The sequence below is a fragment of the Cellulomonas triticagri genome, assembly GCF_003696205.1.
GTDB lineage: Bacteria > Actinomycetota > Actinomycetes > Actinomycetales > Cellulomonadaceae > Cellulomonas > Cellulomonas triticagri.
On sequence record NZ_RFFI01000102.1, the window covers coordinates 1 to 15,521 of the forward strand.

Annotated in this window: 14 protein-coding genes and 1 tRNA gene; 5 read left to right on the forward strand and 10 right to left on the reverse strand. The window is 73.9% G+C overall.

Translation table 11 applies throughout. The annotated features are described in order from the left end of the window. Nucleotides 1-2,966, reverse strand: a 2,966-nt coding sequence (locus EBM89_RS15785) for a DUF5107 domain-containing protein (RefSeq protein WP_122150596.1), incomplete at its 3' end; no start/stop codon positions are given. A 69-nt stretch (nt 2,967-3,035) separates the two neighbouring features. On the opposite strand from EBM89_RS15785, the gene EBM89_RS15790 reads away from it, so the two are divergent. Beyond that, nucleotides 3,036-3,914, forward strand: a complete 879-nt coding sequence (locus EBM89_RS15790) for a helix-turn-helix domain-containing protein (protein ID WP_233571782.1) — start codon at nt 3,036-3,038, stop codon at nt 3,912-3,914. Between the two features lie 33 nt (nt 3,915-3,947). Here the strand turns inward: EBM89_RS15790 and EBM89_RS15795 are convergent, their stop codons facing one another. The 4 genes from EBM89_RS15795 to EBM89_RS15810 form a co-directional block, all read right to left on the reverse strand. Further along, a complete protein-coding gene (locus EBM89_RS15795; RefSeq protein WP_199732166.1) occupies nt 3,948-4,871 on the reverse strand; it encodes a carbohydrate ABC transporter permease in 924 nt (307 codons plus the stop codon). Beyond that, nucleotides 4,868-5,812: a carbohydrate ABC transporter permease gene (locus EBM89_RS15800; protein ID WP_122150598.1), complete on the reverse strand. Its 945-nt coding sequence runs from the start codon at nt 5,810-5,812 to the stop codon at nt 4,868-4,870. Before EBM89_RS15800 ends, EBM89_RS15795 begins: the two co-directional genes overlap by 4 nt. 2 nt (nt 5,813-5,814) lie before the next feature. Continuing rightward, nucleotides 5,815-6,984, reverse strand: coding sequence for an extracellular solute-binding protein (locus tag EBM89_RS15805; RefSeq protein ID WP_158609690.1), 1,170 nt, complete (start codon nt 6,982-6,984; stop codon nt 5,815-5,817). Nucleotides 6,985-7,397: 413 nt separating this feature from the next. Beyond that, a tRNA-Ser gene (locus EBM89_RS15810) sits at nt 7,398-7,484 on the reverse strand. Between the two features lie 73 nt (nt 7,485-7,557). Here EBM89_RS15810 and EBM89_RS15815 point away from each other — a divergent pair. After that, entirely contained in the window at nt 7,558-8,445 is an 888-nt protein-coding gene (locus EBM89_RS15815) for a Sir2 family NAD-dependent protein deacetylase (protein ID WP_233571784.1), read from the forward strand. 6 nt (nt 8,446-8,451) lie between these two features. Here the strand turns inward: EBM89_RS15815 and EBM89_RS15820 are convergent, their stop codons facing one another. Together EBM89_RS15820 and EBM89_RS15825 are read right to left on the reverse strand one after the other, a co-directional pair. After that, the gene (locus EBM89_RS15820) at nt 8,452-8,886 is read right to left on the reverse strand and encodes a nucleoside deaminase (RefSeq protein WP_122150620.1); all 435 of its coding nucleotides are present in this window, start codon (nt 8,884-8,886) and stop codon (nt 8,452-8,454) included. A gap of 71 nt (nt 8,887-8,957) precedes the next feature. Further along, the gene (locus tag EBM89_RS15825) at nt 8,958-10,478 is read right to left on the reverse strand and encodes a methyl-accepting chemotaxis protein (RefSeq protein ID WP_233571783.1); all 1,521 of its coding nucleotides are present in this window, start codon (nt 10,476-10,478) and stop codon (nt 8,958-8,960) included. 399 nt (nt 10,479-10,877) lie between these two features. On the opposite strand from EBM89_RS15825, the gene upp reads away from it, so the two are divergent. The 3 genes from upp to EBM89_RS15840 all read left to right on the forward strand — a co-directional run bounded on the left by upp (nt 10,878) and on the right by EBM89_RS15840 (nt 13,262). Next, nucleotides 10,878-11,513, forward strand: coding sequence for a uracil phosphoribosyltransferase (gene upp / locus EBM89_RS15830; protein ID WP_122150604.1), 636 nt, complete (start codon nt 10,878-10,880; stop codon nt 11,511-11,513). Between the two features lie 297 nt (nt 11,514-11,810). Further along, nucleotides 11,811-12,242, forward strand: coding sequence for a hypothetical protein (locus EBM89_RS15835; RefSeq protein ID WP_122150606.1), 432 nt, complete (start codon nt 11,811-11,813; stop codon nt 12,240-12,242). 354 nt (nt 12,243-12,596) lie between these two features. Then, nucleotides 12,597-13,262 (forward strand): SDR family oxidoreductase, encoded by a 666-nt coding sequence (locus tag EBM89_RS15840; protein WP_122150608.1) that lies wholly within the window; start codon nt 12,597-12,599, stop codon nt 13,260-13,262. A gap of 120 nt (nt 13,263-13,382) precedes the next feature. On the opposite strand, the gene EBM89_RS15845 is transcribed toward EBM89_RS15840, so the two are convergent. From EBM89_RS15845 to EBM89_RS21375, 3 genes are all read right to left on the reverse strand, one after another. Continuing rightward, entirely contained in the window at nt 13,383-13,682 is a 300-nt protein-coding gene (locus tag EBM89_RS15845; RefSeq protein WP_122150610.1) for a DUF1540 domain-containing protein, read from the reverse strand. A 183-nt stretch (nt 13,683-13,865) separates the two neighbouring features. After that, a complete protein-coding gene (locus tag EBM89_RS15850; protein WP_158609691.1) occupies nt 13,866-15,125 on the reverse strand; it encodes a YihY/virulence factor BrkB family protein in 1,260 nt (419 codons plus the stop codon). Nucleotides 15,126-15,255: 130 nt separating this feature from the next. Then, nucleotides 15,256-15,521: hypothetical protein (locus tag EBM89_RS21375; protein WP_158609692.1), on the reverse strand; the 266-nt coding region annotated here is incomplete at its 5' end.

Below are 15,521 nucleotides of genomic sequence, written 5' to 3' on the forward strand. Positions count from 1 at the left end.
TCGGTCGCGGTGCCGGGGTCGCCGGCGGCGTCGTGCGCGTCCCCGGCGGCGACGAGGCGCTGCGCCTGCGGGTCGGCGGGGTGCCGCCCTTCGCCCAGGTTCACCGGGGTGGTCGTGCCCGCGTCCAGCAGCGCGGCGGCCGCGCGCGGGTCGGTGCGCACGAGGTCGGCGGCACGGGCGACGCACGCCCGGTCGTACGCGGCGATCACGCGGCCCTCGCCGCCCTCGAACGGCTGGAACTCGCGGGTCTGCAGGACGGTCAGCGCCTCGTCCACCCGCCCGGCGTCCAGCAGCAGGCCGAGGTAGGCGATGGCGAGGTCGTCCCGGTCGAGCAGGTCGCACCCGGACGCCTCGAGGTCGCGCAGCCGCTGCCCGGGGGGCACGTCGCGCAGCCGGGCGAGCTGGTCGCGCTCGAACACGAGCCGTGGCCGGGGTCCGCCCGCGGTGATCGCCCGGCCGAGCAGGGCGTCCGCGCCGTCGAGGTCGCCCGTGGTGTTGACGGTGGCGATGGCGGCGTTCCGCAGCACCACCGGGTCCGCGGACCCCGCCGCGACCGCTGCGCCCAGGACCCGGTGCCCGTCGGCGCCGCGGCGGTCGCCGAGCAGCAGGCTGCCGAGCAGGCCCAGCGCGACCGGGTCGGGCGTCCCGCGCTCCTCGGCGCGGGCGCACGCCCGGACCAGCACGTCGTGGTCGTCCAGCCCGGACGGGAACGCGAGGTGCCGGTCCACGCGCGCCGCCGCGGCGAGCTCGACCTCGGCGGCGGCCTCCTGCCCCGCGTCGAGCAGCAGCTCGGCGCGCAGGTAGTGCGCGACCGGCGCGGGGTTGCCGAACGCCGTCGGCGCCGCCGCGGCGGCGGCCGCCGCCCGGTCGAGCGCGAGCCCGCGCTCGCCGAGTCCGGCGAGGTCGTGCGCGACGGTCAGGTGCACGGTGGGGTCGAGGTCGCTCGACGTCCCCGCGACCGCGCGCAGCAGGGGGTCCATCGGGTCGGCGACCAGAGCCGCCGCCAGTGCCTGCGCGGCGTCGGCGTCGCGACCGAGCCGGCGCAGCGCGAGGACCCGCACCGCCCGGGCCGTGGGGTTGTCCGGGTCGGCGACCAGAGCGCGCTCGACCTCGACCAGGGCGGTCGCCGCGTCGCCGTCGTACAGGCGGACGCGTGCGGCCCCGAGCCGCCCCGGCAGGGCGTACGCCTCGTCCCACGTGGCCTTGACGAACGCGCCGTGCGCCTCGGCGCGGCGGCCCAGGCGCTCCAGCACGAGACCCCGGCGGTAGGCGAGCTCGCCGGTGCGCGGGTTCAGGTTCCGCCGGGTCAGGCGCCGGGCGGCCGCGTCCAGGTGCGCGAGCGCCTCCGGGTACCGCCCGACGCGGTGCTCGAGCTCGGCGAGCGCGAGGTGCGCGCGGGAGTCCTCGGGGTCCAGGTCGAGGACCCGCTCCAGGTACGGCCGCGCGGACCGCGACGGGTGCCGGTACTGCGTGAGGTGCTGGGCGGTGAGCAGCAGCTCGTCCACGGACGACAGCGCCTCGGGCAGCGGCGGGGCGGTGGCGGACCACGGCTCGCCGTCCTGCGGGGTGTGCGCCGACCACTCGACCAGGACGTCGCCGGTCTCGGACGTCACCGTGACCACCAGGTCGTCGCGGGTCCGGGCGGCGGGTACGGCGCACTCCACGCCAGCCGGGCTCCCGGGACCAGCGGTCACGGTCTGCTCGTGCACGAGCGTCCCGTCCTGGGAGACGCGGACCGTCGCGGTCAGCGGCCGCGTCACCGCGACACCGACACGCGCGCGCCCGTCGTGGACCTCCACGGACACCGCGGCGTCCCTGCTCGCCTGGTGCACCACGCCGACGTCCTGGATCGGGTACCAGAACTGGGAGAACTCCCGGGTCTCGCCGGGGGCGAGGTAGGAGAAGTCCGGCTGGTTGTCGGTGAAGACCCCGGCCATCAGCTCGATGTACGGGCCGTCGTCGTCGGTGAGCTGCCGGTCCCAGGCGTGCCCGATCTCCCCGTTGCCCCAGGTCCACTGCTTCTTGCCCGGGGCGATGCCGTGCTCGGCCCAGTGCACGAACCCCGCACCGACACGGTGGTCGTACCCGCCGAAGAACTCGTCGGCGGTGTCGGTGATCATGTAGGAGGTCGGCACGGGGATGTTCGTGTAGACGTCGAGGCGGTCCGCGCCGGGACGCCCCTCGGCCAGGGCCGGGTAGTCGACGCCGTAGTACGGCCGGTCGGCGGCGGGGAACGCGGTGATCGCACGCCGGGCGTGGTCGGCGACGTACCGCACGTCGGTCGGGAAGAACGACTGGTAGTCCTCGTGCACCGCGGCCGCGACGTTCGCCCACCACAGGAACGTCTGCGGCTCGGTGGTGCGGTTGTGCAGCCGGGCGGTCAGCTCGATCGTGGCCTCGTCGGGGCGCAGCCGGATGCCGTGGGACCCGCGCATGCGCTGCATCGGGTCCAGGTCGCTGTGCCACACCGTGACCGCTCCGTCGTCCCCGCGGGAGATCTCGAACTCCATCGGCAGGTAGGTGCCGGGGCGGTGGTGCTGGGGCCAGTTGAGCTCGACGCCGCCGGACACCCAGGGCCCACCGAGCCCGACGAGCGCGGGCTTGATCACGTTGTTCCGGTAGAAGAAGTCGTAGCCGCGCGTCTTGTCGTACCCGATGTGGATGCGCCCGCCGAGGTCGGGCAGCAGCATCAGCCGCACCCAGGTGTTCTCCAGGTGGACCGCGCGCCACGGGCGCACCACCGGCTGCCGCGCGATCCGGTCCACGAACGGCAGCGGGTACACCCGGCCGTCGGAGCCCTGGTAGACGCGCTGGTCGAAGAACATCGGGAACGCGTCGGGCTCGCCGGGCTCGTAGGTCGCGATGTCCACGTCCTGCACCCAGCACGCGACCTCGCCCCGGTCCAGGTGCACCTGCTGGTCGGCGGGCGGGGCGGGGAGCTCGATGCGGCGCGGCGTTGCGGTCATGACCTCGAGGCTAGGGAGACGGAGCACTCGTGCCATAGTGTCGGAACCGCGTTCTGCATGGACGAAACGATGGGAGCGACGATGTCGACGCCACGCCGTGAGGGATTCGCGGACCAGCGCCTGTGCGTGGTCCCCCGCCCGGCGGTCCGGGCCGCCGCCGACCGCGCCGTCACGCGCCGCCTGGTGGTGACGGACGCCGGGTGGTTCCCCGCCGCCGACGGCCACCTGCGCCAGCGCAGGAACGGCGCGGACGAGGCCATCCTGATGCTGTGCGTCCGGGGGTCGGGCTGGGTCGAGGTCGCGGGCGAGCAGGTCGTCGTCAGCCCCTCGACGTGCGTGCTCATCCCCGCCCGGACCCCGCACTCGTACGGCTCCTCCAACGAACACCCATGGACGATCTGGTGGTGCCACCTCACCGGCACCGACCTCAAGGACGTCACCGAGGCGCTCGGCACCGAGCACGTCGCCCCGATCTCCCTGCGGTCGCTGGACCGGGTCACCGCGCAGTTCGACGAGCTGGTCGCGACGCTCGAGCAGGGGCAGACCCCCGCGCACCTGCTCGCGGCGACCGGGATCGCGTGGCACCTGATCGCCCAGATCGCCGTGGACCGCGTCCTGCCCGAGACGGGCACCCCGGTGGAGCGCGCGATCCGGTACCTGCGGGAACGGATCGACTCCTCGGTGCGGGTCGCGGACCTCGCGGCGCTGGTCGGGCTGTCGCCCTCGCACCTGTCCGCCCTGTTCCGGCACGCCACCGGCGGCGGGATCACGGCGTACCACATCGCCCTCAAGATGGCCAGGGCCCGGTCGCTGCTCGACACGACCGGGCTGACCGTCGGCGAGGTCGCGCGGGTCGTCGGGTACGACGACCCGCTGTACTTCTCCCGGCAGTTCCGACGGCTGCACGGCCTCAACCCCACCGCGTACCGGGCGCAGCGCAAGGGGTGAGGCCGTGCGGGCCCTGCCGGTCCCGCAGGACGGTCAGGACTTCACCGCCCCGGCGGTCAGACCGGAGCGCCAGAACCGCTGCAACGACAGGAACGCGACCACCAGCGGGATCACCGACAGCAGCGACCCGGTGATGACCACGTTGTAGTTGGCCTCCCGGGTCTGGGTGTACCAGTTGTAGATGCCGAGGGTCACGGGGTACAGGTCCTGGTCCGACAGCATGATCAGCGGCAGGAAGAAGTTGTTCCAGATGGACACGAAGCTGAACAGCAGCACCGTGACCAACGCCGGGGACATCAGGCGCAGCGCGATCGTCCAGTAGATCCGCAGCTCCCCGGCACCATCGAGCCGACCGGCCTCCATGAGCTCGTCCGGCATGCTCGCGGCGGCGTAGATCCGCCCGAGGTACACCGCGAACGGGTTCACCACCGCCGGGATCAGCACCGCCCAGACCGTGTTCACCAGGCCGAGCTTCGCGAACACCAGGTACAGCGGGACGGTCAGCAGCGCGCTGGGGATCAGGACGCCGGCGATGATCCCGCCGAACAGGATGCCGCGCCCGCGGAACTGGTACTTCGCCAGGGCGTAGCCGCACGAGACGCCGAGCAGGGTCGCGAGGACCCCGCCGACACCGGCGTACATGATCGAGTTCAGCAGCCACCGGCCGAACAGGCCGTCCTGCCGGGTGAGGACGTCGGTCACGTTCGCGGCGAGGTCGATGTCGCCGAACGCGAACCCGTTCGTGCTGAACAACGTCGCGTTGCTCTTGGTCACGGAGACCAGCAGCCACCACACGGGGATCAGGAAGTACACCGCGGCGAGGGTGAGGACGCCGAGCGTCGCCCACGCGGTGCGCGGGTCGACCTGGAGCTCACCGTCGCGTCGCGGGCGCCGCCGCCGCTCGCGCGGGGCGTCCACGCGGGTGGCGTCCGGGCGGACGGGGGTCGTCGCGGTCACTGCGACCTCCTCATGGCCAGCGTGTAGTAGAGGACCGACAGGACACCGGCGACGAGCGCCAGCAGCACCGAGACGGCGGCGGCGTACCCGAAGTCGTTCTTCACGAACGCGGCACCCATCGCGAGCATCGTCGGGACGTACTCGCTGTTCACGGCGTCGGAGATGACCCGCATGACCTGCGGCTCGTTGAACAGCTGGATGGTGCCGATGATCGAGTTGATCCCGGTCAGCACCAGAGCCGGGCGGATCTGCGGGGTCTTGATGACCCGGGCGATCCGCCACTCCGACGCCCCGTCGATGCGGGCGGCCTCGAACTGCTCGCGCGGGATCGCCTGCAGAGCCGACAGCATGATCAGCATGTTGTAGCCGGTGAACGCCCAGGTGGTGATGTTCGCCATCGACCACAGCACGACCCGCGGGCCGAGGAAGTCCACGTCCGCACCGAGGGAGTCGCCCAGCGCGACGAACGGGCTGAGCGTCGGGGAGTACAGGTACGCCCAGAGCACGGCGGCGATCACGCCGGGGATGGCGTACGGCAGGAAGTACAGGATCCGGTACAGGCTGACCCAGCGGGCGGCAGCCGAGTCCAGGAGGAGCGCCAGGCCCAGCGCGATGCCGAGCATGACGGGGACCTGGACGAACCCGAAGGCGAAGATGCGACCGAGGGCGGACCAGAAGGCCCCGCTCTCGATCGCCTTGGTGTAGTTGTCCAGGCCGACGAACACGGTCGACGGCTCGCCGAACCCGAGCGAGGAGGTCTGGAGCGAGAAGAAGCTCTGGACCACCGAGTAGACGATCGGCGTGACGTACACGAACAGGAACAGCAGGACGAACGGGGCGATCAGCGTGAGGATCGCCCCGCGGACCCGGCGCGTCCCGCGGCGCGTGGCCCCCCGGACGACCTGGGGGGCCACGCGCGGTCGCACAGCAGTGGTGGTCATGGTCAGTCGGCCACCGCGATGCCACGGTCCTGCATCGCCGCGACCGTGGTCTCCTGCAGACCGGCGAGCATGTCGGGCAGCGTGCTCCCACCGGTCGCGACGGACGCGAGGCCGTCGGTCAGGCCGGTGTCGGTCGTGGAGTAGGTCGGACCCCACGCCCAGTCCGTGTTCACGTTCTGCGCGGACGCGTCGAACACCTCGGCGATGTCCTGACCACCGAAGAACTCGAGCTCCTGGTCGGCCGCCGCGACCTCCGGGGCGTCCTTGACCGCCGGGTACAGGCCGCCGCCGTCGGGCGCGGTCAGGACGGCCAGGCTCTCGTCGGACGAGTTCAGCCAGGTCGCGAACTCGACGGCCGCCTCCGGGTTCTCGCAGCCCTTGAGCACCGCGACGGCCGAGCCGCCGGAGTTCGCGGTCGCGTCGGAGCCGTCGACCGTGGGCATCGGCGCGACGCGCCAGCTGCCCGACGTCTCCGCGACGTTCTCCTCGATCAGCGCGGTGTTCCACGCCCCACCGATCATCGCCAGGTACGTGCCCTGGTTCAGCTCGGCGTAGAAGCCCGGGTCCCAGCGCTTGGTCGTGGCGATCGCACCGGAGTCCAGCAGGCCCTGCCAGTACTCGGCGGCCTCGACACTGGCGTCGTCGTCGATGCCGACCTGCCACGCCTCACCGTCGATCTCGAACCACTGCGCCCCGCGCTGCCACGCGTACGCGGCGATCGTGCTGGCGTCGTCCGTGGCCAGGTACGTGAGGGTCTTGCTCGGGTCCGCGGCGTGCACCGTCTCGGCGGCCGTCGCGAACTCGTCCCACGTCGTCGGCACGTCGATGCCGAACTGGTCGAACAGGTCGGCCCGGTAGTACATGGCCATCGGGCCGGTGTCCTGCGGGATCGCGTAGGTGGCACCGCCGGGGCTCACCTGGGCCCACGTCCAGTCGAGGAACAGGTCCTCGGCGTCGCCGACGTACTCGGAGACGTCCAGGAGCATCCCGTCCGCCACGAAGCTCGACACCTGGTCCAGCGTCAGCTGCGCCAAGCACCCGCCGTCCCCGGCCTGCACCGACGACCGGATCTTCGGGTAGGCCTCCTGCCCGTTGGCGACCGGCGAGTACCGAACCTGGACGTCCGGGTTCGCCTCGTTCCAGACGTCGACGACCTCCTCGGCCGAGGGCACCCACCCCGTGTAGCTGATCTCGACCGGCCCACCGGCAGGATCCGACGATCCACCGCCGCTGTCCGTCCCGCACGCCCCCAGCGCGGTCACCATCGCCGTGGCCGCCAGAGCGGCCGCCGCTGTCCTTGCTGTCTTCATCGACACTCCCGTACATCCTCGTAGGGCGCCTTCTCGGCTACCGCGACGCTAGCCGGACCCTCCGCGGCGACCCATGGGACATCCCCGTCCCTCCATGGACGATCCGAGGATCGACCGGTCCACGCCACGTTCGGCGGACGAGGGACGACCCCGCACCTGACCAGGCGTTCACGTGCGGCGGCTCGGGCGTCGCCCGCGGGCACGACCGCCTGCTCGGTGCACCCGACCCACATGGACGAAGCCCCCGCCGGGATCCCGGCGGGGGCTTCGTGACGCGGTAGCGGTGGGATTTGAACCCACGGTGGACTTTCACCCACACACGCTTTCGAGGCGTGCTCCTTAGGCCGCTCGGACACGCTACCTCGGCAGGGAACACTACCGGATGCGCGGCCGAACTCCCGCATCGGGAGTCGTACCGTTGTTCACGTGACCTCCGTGCGCCTGCCCGTCCCCGCCCACGACGCGGTGCGCCCGCACCCGGGAACGGTGGCGGACGCGGTGGCGCTGCTGCGCGGCAGCACGCTGGCGGTGCTGACGGGGGCGGGCCTGTCGACGGACTCGGGGATCCCGGACTACCGGAGCCCGGACTCCCCGCCGCGCAACCCGATGACGTACCAGCAGTTCGTGGGCGACGCGGCGTTCCGGCAGCACTACTGGGCGCGCAACCACGTGGGGTGGCGGTACGTGCACCGGACGCACCCGAACGCGGGGCACCGCGCCCTGGCGGCGATGGAGGCGCACGGCGTCGTCGCGGGGATCATCACGCAGAACGTCGACCTGCTGCACGAGCAGGCGGGCTCGCGCCGGGTGATCGACCTGCACGGCCGGTACGACCGGGTCGTGTGCCTGCGCTGCCACCACGGGTACACGCGCGCCGAGGTCGCGGAGCGGCTGGAGGAGCTGAACCCGGGGTTCGTGGAGCAGGTCGGGGCGGTCGGGGACGTGGAGATCGCGCCGGACGCCGACGCCGTCATCGAGCAGACCGCGCACTTCGTCGTCGCCGACTGCTGGCGGCCCGACCCGGACGGCTGCGAGGGGCTGTGCGGCGGGATGCTGAAGCCGGACATCGTGTACTTCGGCGAGACGGTGCCCGCGCCCCGCGTCGCGGAGGCGTACGCGCTGGTCGACGAGGCGGACGCGCTGCTCGTGGTCGGGTCGTCCTTGACGGTCCAGTCGGGCCTGCGGTTCGTGCGTCATGCCGCCGGTGCCGGTCAGCCGGTCGTGATCCTCAACCGGGGCGCGACGCGGGGCGACCCCCTGGCGACCCTGACCCTGGACGCGGGGGCGTCGGAGACGCTGACCGCTCTCGCCGAGCGGCTGTAGCGGGCGTCAGTCCCGGTGCTCCGCGAAGAACGCGCGGAGCACGTCCCCGCACTCCTGCTCGCGGACACCGGCCACGACCTCGACGCGGTGGTTCGCGCGGGCGTCGCGCACGACGTCCCACTGCGACCCGCACGCCCCGGCCTTCGGGTCCCACGCGCCCATGACCAGCCGGGGGATCCGTGCCAGCAGGGTCGCGCCCGCGCACATCAGGCACGGTTCCAGCGTGACGACGAGCGTGCAGTCGTCGAGGCGCCACCGTCCGAGCGCCTGCGACGCGGCCCGCAGGGCCAGCACCTCGGCGTGCGCGCTGGGGTCGCCGTCGGCCTCGCGCCGGTTGCGCCCGGCCCCGACGACGGCGCCGTCTGGCCCGAGCACGACGGCCCCCACGGGGACGTCGCCGGTGGCGGCGCACCCGGCGGCCTCGGTCAGGGCGAGGCCCATGGCGGTGAGGTCGTCGGGGCGCGCGAACACGGGTCCATCCTCCCGCACCCCGACGACCGACCGGCTGCCGCTCAGAACCGGAACAGCGCCACGCGCTCCCGCAGGTCCCCGGAGGTGTGCTCCAGGCCCTGCACCTGGGCGTCGACCTGACCGACGACGGTCGCGACCTCCGCGGTCGAGTCCGACAGCCCGGTGAGGTTCGCGGCGATCTCCCCCGACCCGGCGGCGGCCTCGGCGACGCCACGGCTCATCTCCTGGGTGGTCGCGGTCTGCTCCTCGACGGCCGAGGCGATGGCGCCCTGGTAGTCGTTGATCGTCGCGATGATCCCGGCGATCTCCCCGATCGAGGTGACGGCCTGGTCGCTGTCGGCCTGGATGGCCTCGACGCGGCGGGCGATGTCCTCGGTGGCCTTGGCGGTCTCGGACGCGAGCTCCTTGACCTCCCCGGCGACGACCGCGAAGCCCTTGCCCGCCTCACCGGCACGAGCCGCCTCGATGGTCGCGTTCAGCGCGAGCAGGTTCGTCTGCTCCGCGATGGACGTGATGACCTTGATGACGTTGCCGATCTCGGTCGAGCTCGTCCCGAGCTGCGCGACCGTCCGGTTCGCGGAGTCCGCGGCGTCCGTGGCCTGCGCGGCGACCTTCGCGGCCTCGTTCGCGTTCTGCGCGATCTCCCGGATGCTCGCACCCATCTGCTCCGCCCCGGCGGCGACGGCCTGCACGTTGCGGGACACCTGCTCCGCGGCGGCCGCGGCGACGCCGACCTGCGCGGTCGTCGACTCCGACCCGGCGCCGACCTGCGCCGACGCCGCGGCGAGCGCGTGCACGGCGGTCCCGACCTGCTGGGTGGTGCCGACGACGCCAGCGAGGGTGTCCCGCACCGCCCCCTGCGCGACGTCCAGGGACTCCCCGAGCCGCGCGAGCTCGTCCTTGCCCCGCAGGCCGCAGGACTGCGTGAGGTCGCGTGCGGCGATGGCCTCGACCACCTCGCCCACGACGGCCAGCCGCCGCCGCACCTGGCGCCCGACGGTCAGCCCGAGCGCGAGCGCGACCAGCGCGCCGACGCCGATCAGCGCCCCGACCTCGAGGGTCGTGCGGGTCGTGGTGGCGGACGTGTCCGCGATGGACTCGTCGATGACGGCGTAGGCGTCGTCCAGCAGGACGCCCAGCCCTTCGGTGAGGGTCGCGTTCGCGGTCTGGTACCGCTCGGTCACCGGGGCGATCTCCGCGGGCGGCAGCGCCGACAGGTCGTCCAGCACGATCTCCCGCACGACGCCCCACTGCGTCGCGACGTCCGCGAGCGCCGGCTGCTGCGCCTCCGGGACGTCCAGCCCCTGCAACGTCGCGAGGGCCGCGTCCGCGACGGCGACCTCCGCGTCGCGGTCCTGCTCGGCGGTCGGGTTGACCTCCGGGCCGAGCGTCAGGGCGGTGTTGTAGGCGACGGCGCCCTTGATGCCCGACTGGAGCTCGCCCGCGGCCTGGACCAGGACGACCTGCGTGTCCCGCAGGCCCTCCAGGGTGCTGCGCTGGGCGGACAGCGCCTGGAGACCGAGGACGCCGGCGGCTCCTCCGGCGACGACGGCGACGGCCACCGCCCCGACCATCCTGGTCGCGAGCGAGTGCCGGAGGGGTGTGGCGGCGTGACGATCCATGTCGAGGCCTTCCTCAGGAGGGGGTACAGCAGGAAGGTTCGACCGGCCGATCGCGATGCTGAGAAGTTCGCCCGGATGAATCCGCAGGTCAGAGGCACTTTTCGCCCTCTGGGCAGCACGACGTCCGCCCCGGCACGACGGTGTGCGGGGACGTGTCGTCCACGTGGTTGCGCGGCGGCGGCGGCACAGGCACAGGTTCGCGACGCCGCCGCGCGCTGCAGCAATCCTGGGCCCGGTCGCGGGGGCCGGACTGGGACGTCGGTCCCGGTGAACGGGCCCGGATCCCCGGCGCCGACCGGTCCTGCGTCCCGGACCCGCGCGGCACGGTAGGTTGGGCACATGCGCCTGCACGTCGCCGACCACCCGCTCGTCGCCCACAAGCTGTCGGTGCTCCGCAACAAGGAGACGTCGTCCCCGACGTTCCGCAAGCTCGTGGACGAGCTCGTGACCCTGCTGGCGTACGAGGCCACGCGCGACGTGCGCACGGAGCCGGTCGCGGTCAGCACCCCGGTCGCGGAGACGACCGGCGTGAAGATCGCGGAGCCGCTGCCCCTGGTGGTGCCGATCCTGCGCGCCGGCCTCGGCATGCTCGACGGCATGACCCGCCTGATGCCGACCGCCGAGGTCGGGTTCCTGGGCATGCAGCGCGACGAGGAGACCCTCGAGGCGATCACGTACGCGAACCGCCTGCCGGACGACCTGACGGGTCGGCAGTGCTTCCTGGTGGACCCGATGCTCGCCACGGGCGGCACGCTGGTCGCGGCGATCGACTACCTGATCGACCGGGGCGCCCGGGACGTGACGGTGGTGTGCCTGCTCGCCGCGCCGGAGGGCCTGAAGGTCCTGGAGGACCACATCGGGGACCGCGGCGACGTCACGATCGTCGTGGCGGCCGTGGACGACCACCTGGACGAGAACGCGTACATCATCCCGGGCCTCGGCGACGCCGGGGACCGCCTGTACGGCGTCGTCTGACCGACCCCGCCCTGCCGCTCCGGCGGGGCAACGGGGTCTCGCCCGCCGAGACCCCGCACGCATTCCCCTGGGCTCCGGCGTCCCGCGGTGCCATCATCGACGGCATGACTCCCCGCCGCCGTCCGACCCGCGCCTTCCCGGCGTCCGTCGACGTGCGCCCGGGAGCCCGCCGGCGCTGTCGGTCCTGACGCCCTCGCGTCCCTGCCCCGACCGACCCGGCGCCCGCCGCCGCGTCGTCCCGCGACCTCGCGCACCTCGACGTCCCGCGACGCACCCCTGACGCACCCTGGAGCACCCGTGGCACGACCCCGTCGCACCACCGCACCCACCCCGGCCCCGGCCGACGGCGAGCCCCGGGGCCGCCGCACCCCCGCCGGGACGGCGGCGGCCCCCGGTCACCCGACCCGCACGCGCCGCCGCCGGGAGCCGGCGCTTCCCGTGTCGCCCCCGCGTCCCGCGCCGGGCACCGGACCCGGGCGGGCGGGGTTCGTGCTGTACGTCGGCCTCGGGGAAGCCGAGCAGGACGGTGCGGGCGAGGCGGCCCGGCTCGCGGAGGTGGCCGAGGCGCTGCGCGACCTCGCGGAGGACCTGCTGCCCGCCGCCGAGACGTTCACCGCCCTGTCCCTGGTGCCGGGGACGGGCTCGGACGACGTGGCGACGCTGCGGTCCCGGCTCACCGCCCTGCGGCCGCTCGCGGCCGACGCAGCACCCACCGACGCGACCGCGTGACCCGCGGTGCGGTGAGTAGGTCCCCCCACCACCACCCAGTTCACGGTCGGGCACCGCTCAATCTGCGCACCCAGACCCCGGGATGCCACTCATGAGTAGCATCGTCGCGCCTGGTCATGCCTAATCTCGAACACGAGACGCCAGCGGGACGGTCGCTCTGACCAGACCGGTGGCGTACAGGTCACCCGAGGTAGCCGGCACCCCCCGGTCGACGGTGGCCGCCGTCCTCCGGGCTGCGCAACACGGCCCCCCTTGCCGCAGCCCGGAGGACGGCACTCTCACCCGCCGGCGCAGCACCCCACTCCCGCCCCGGCCCCGCTCGCGAGCACCCTCCCACCCTCCTACGGTGAGGAGATGCGCATCGTCATCGCCGGAGGGCACGGACAGATCGCCAGGCGGCTCAGCCGCCGGCTCGCAGGCCGGGGCGACTCCCCGGTGGCCGTGGTGCGGAACCCCGACCACGTCGCGGACGTGGAGGGCGACGGCGCCACCGCCGTGGTGCTCGACCTGGAGGACGCCGACGCCGCGACCCTCGCCGCCCACCTGGACGGCGCGGACGCCGTGGTGTTCGCCGCCGGGGCCGGACCGGGCAGCGGCGCCGCCCGCAAGGACACCGTCGACCGCGGCGCGGCGGGTCTGCTCGCCGACGCCGCCGCGCAGGCGGGGGTGCGCCGGTACCTGCTGGTGTCGTCGGTTGGGGCCGGGTCGGAGCCCCCGGAGGGCACGGACGAGACGTTCGCCGCGTACCTGCGGGCCAAGACCGCCGCCGAGGAGGACCTGCGGGGCCGGGACCTCGACTGGACGATCCTGCGCCCCGGGGCGCTGACCGACGACGAGGGCACCGGCCACGTGCGGCTCGGCCCGGAGGTCCCGCGCGGCAAGGTCCCCCGCGAGGACGTCGCCGCGGTCCTGGTCGCGCTCCTCGACGAGCCCCACACTGCGGGCCTGGTCCTGGAGCTCTCCGAGGGCGCGACCCCGGTCCCGGCGGCGGTGGCCGCGGCGATCGAGCCGGAGGACTAGGACCCGGACGCGACGCAGCCCCCGGACCCGGCGAGGGGTACGGGGGCTGCGGCGTGGGTGACGGGCGTCCGGCCAGGCCCGGGAACGGGGGGCTCGTCGGGCCGGGGACGCGCCGTCGGGTCAGGCGGGCTGGTAGGTGAGGCAGTCCGCGAGGTCCTGACCGGCACCGATGCGCACCGCGGTGGCCGCGCAGGTCAGGTGCTCGTTGTGCGAGCAGTCGGCGCGCTGGCAGGCACCGACGTGCGAGACGACGCGGTCGAGGCCGCCCTTGACGCTCAGCGGGATGAACGTCGCGCACTGCGCGTCACCGGCGTGACCGGCGATGGTGATCGCCGCGGCGCCGCACGCGTGGTCGTGGTTGTACGAGCAGCCGTCGACCGAGCACTCGGAGACGGGGGGCTGGTCCATGAGGGTGCTCATCGTGACCTCCGGGATCGGTGGGGGCGTGGCTGTGCTGTCCCCACGACGGTAAGCAGCATTTCCGGCGCCGTCTAGAAAGGATGGCCTGCCTAACCCGCGTCCGTCCTGGTCAGGGCGTTGACGTGCGCGGAAATTGCCCCGCCGCACCGCGGGGCGCAAGGCCAGGAAAGTGCGGCCCGGCATTTACGCGACGGCATCGTCAGGTAATTCCCGCGCGCTCCGGGCGGCGTCCACCTCGGCGTCCAGGACGCCGCCGACGAGCACCGCGATGCTGCACAGCCACAGCCAGAGCGCCCCGGCGAGCACCAGACCGAGCATCTGCGCGGCGGCCTGGACCACGGCGGCACTCCCGGGCTCGACGCCGGGCACGTCGGGGACGGCCACGCGGATGTAGAGCATGTAGCCGCTCGACACCAGGAGCACGCCGGCGGTGCCCGCGAGCGCACCGGGCAGGCAGTCCCGCCACGTCGTCGTGACGTGCGGGGCGTACCGGTAGAGCAGGGTCAGGAACGCCATGCTCAGCGCCAGCACGGTCGGCCAGCGCAGCACCGCCCACGCGGCCTGGAACGCGTCGCCGAACCCGAGGCTGCGGGCGAGCTCCTCGCCGCCGAGCACCGGACCCACGACGACGAGCAGCAGCACCGTCACCATGAGCACGAGCGCGCCGACGGTGAACGCGAACCCCAGCAGGTACTGCACGACGACGGACCGCCGGGACTCGACCCGGTACGCGTCGTCCAGGGCCCGCACCGCGGCGCGGAACACCCGGCTCGCCAGGTACAGGGTGACGAGCAGGGCGCCGAGCGCGAACCCGCCGCGCTGCTCGTCCAGCAGCCCGTCGACCAGCGGGGCGAGGACGTCGGTGGCGACCTGCTGCGCGAACACCGTCGCGAGACCGTCCACGACGCTGGTGCGGATCTCCTCGACCTGCTCCTCGCCGAGCAGCGGACGCAGGTACCCGAGGCTGGCACCGAGGGCGGTCGCGATCGGCACCAGCGAGATCAACGCGTAGTACGTCATCTCGGCCGCGAGCCCCGGCACGCGCACGTCCCCGGCGCGCAGCACGGACCGCACCAGCAGCGGCGCGAGGTCCCAGCCACGCACGGTCAGCGGGTACCGCTCCGCGAGCGCCACGGCCCGGTCCCGCACGGTCGGGCGCGACTCGGCCCGTGCCCGACGGCGGGCCAGCGGCGCCCGGAGCGCCGCGGCGACCGCGGCCCCGGCGACGACGGCGAGCACCCCGGCGCCGGTCAGCGCGGTGCCACCGACCAGCACCCCGACGGCACCGGCGGGGACGGACGACGCGAGGGCGAGGCCCGTCGCGCCGACCGCGGTCCACGCGAGGATCGTGCTGCCCGCGACCGGGAGCCGACGCCGCACCCACGGCACGCGTCGCGCGAGCACGGCGAGCGCCACCGCGACGACGACGGTCGTGGCGAGCACGGGCCTCCTCGGTCGGACGGGCGCAGGACGCGGTCCAGTCTGACGCACCGTCGGCCCGAGTCCGCCTGCGGACGCTGCGCGCGCGACCGCTACCCGACGGCTGCGCGGCCCGCACGCCGGTGGCGCCCGGTCACTCGTAGCGGCCGTCGGCAGCGAACCGGTGGACCGCGATCTCCTCCCCGGTTCCGTCGCACCGCCGGGCACTGAGCACGTCGGTCGGCCCGCTGAACCCCGCGCGCTCGACGACCGTGACCTCGAACTCCGCGCCGTGCTTCTCGCGCAGGAACCGGGCGGCCTCGTCCTCGACGACCTCGGGCGGGGGCGCGAACTCGCCGACGGCACCCAGACGGGCCGCGACGACCTCCCCGACGCCCCGGCGCACCCGCTGTCCCATCG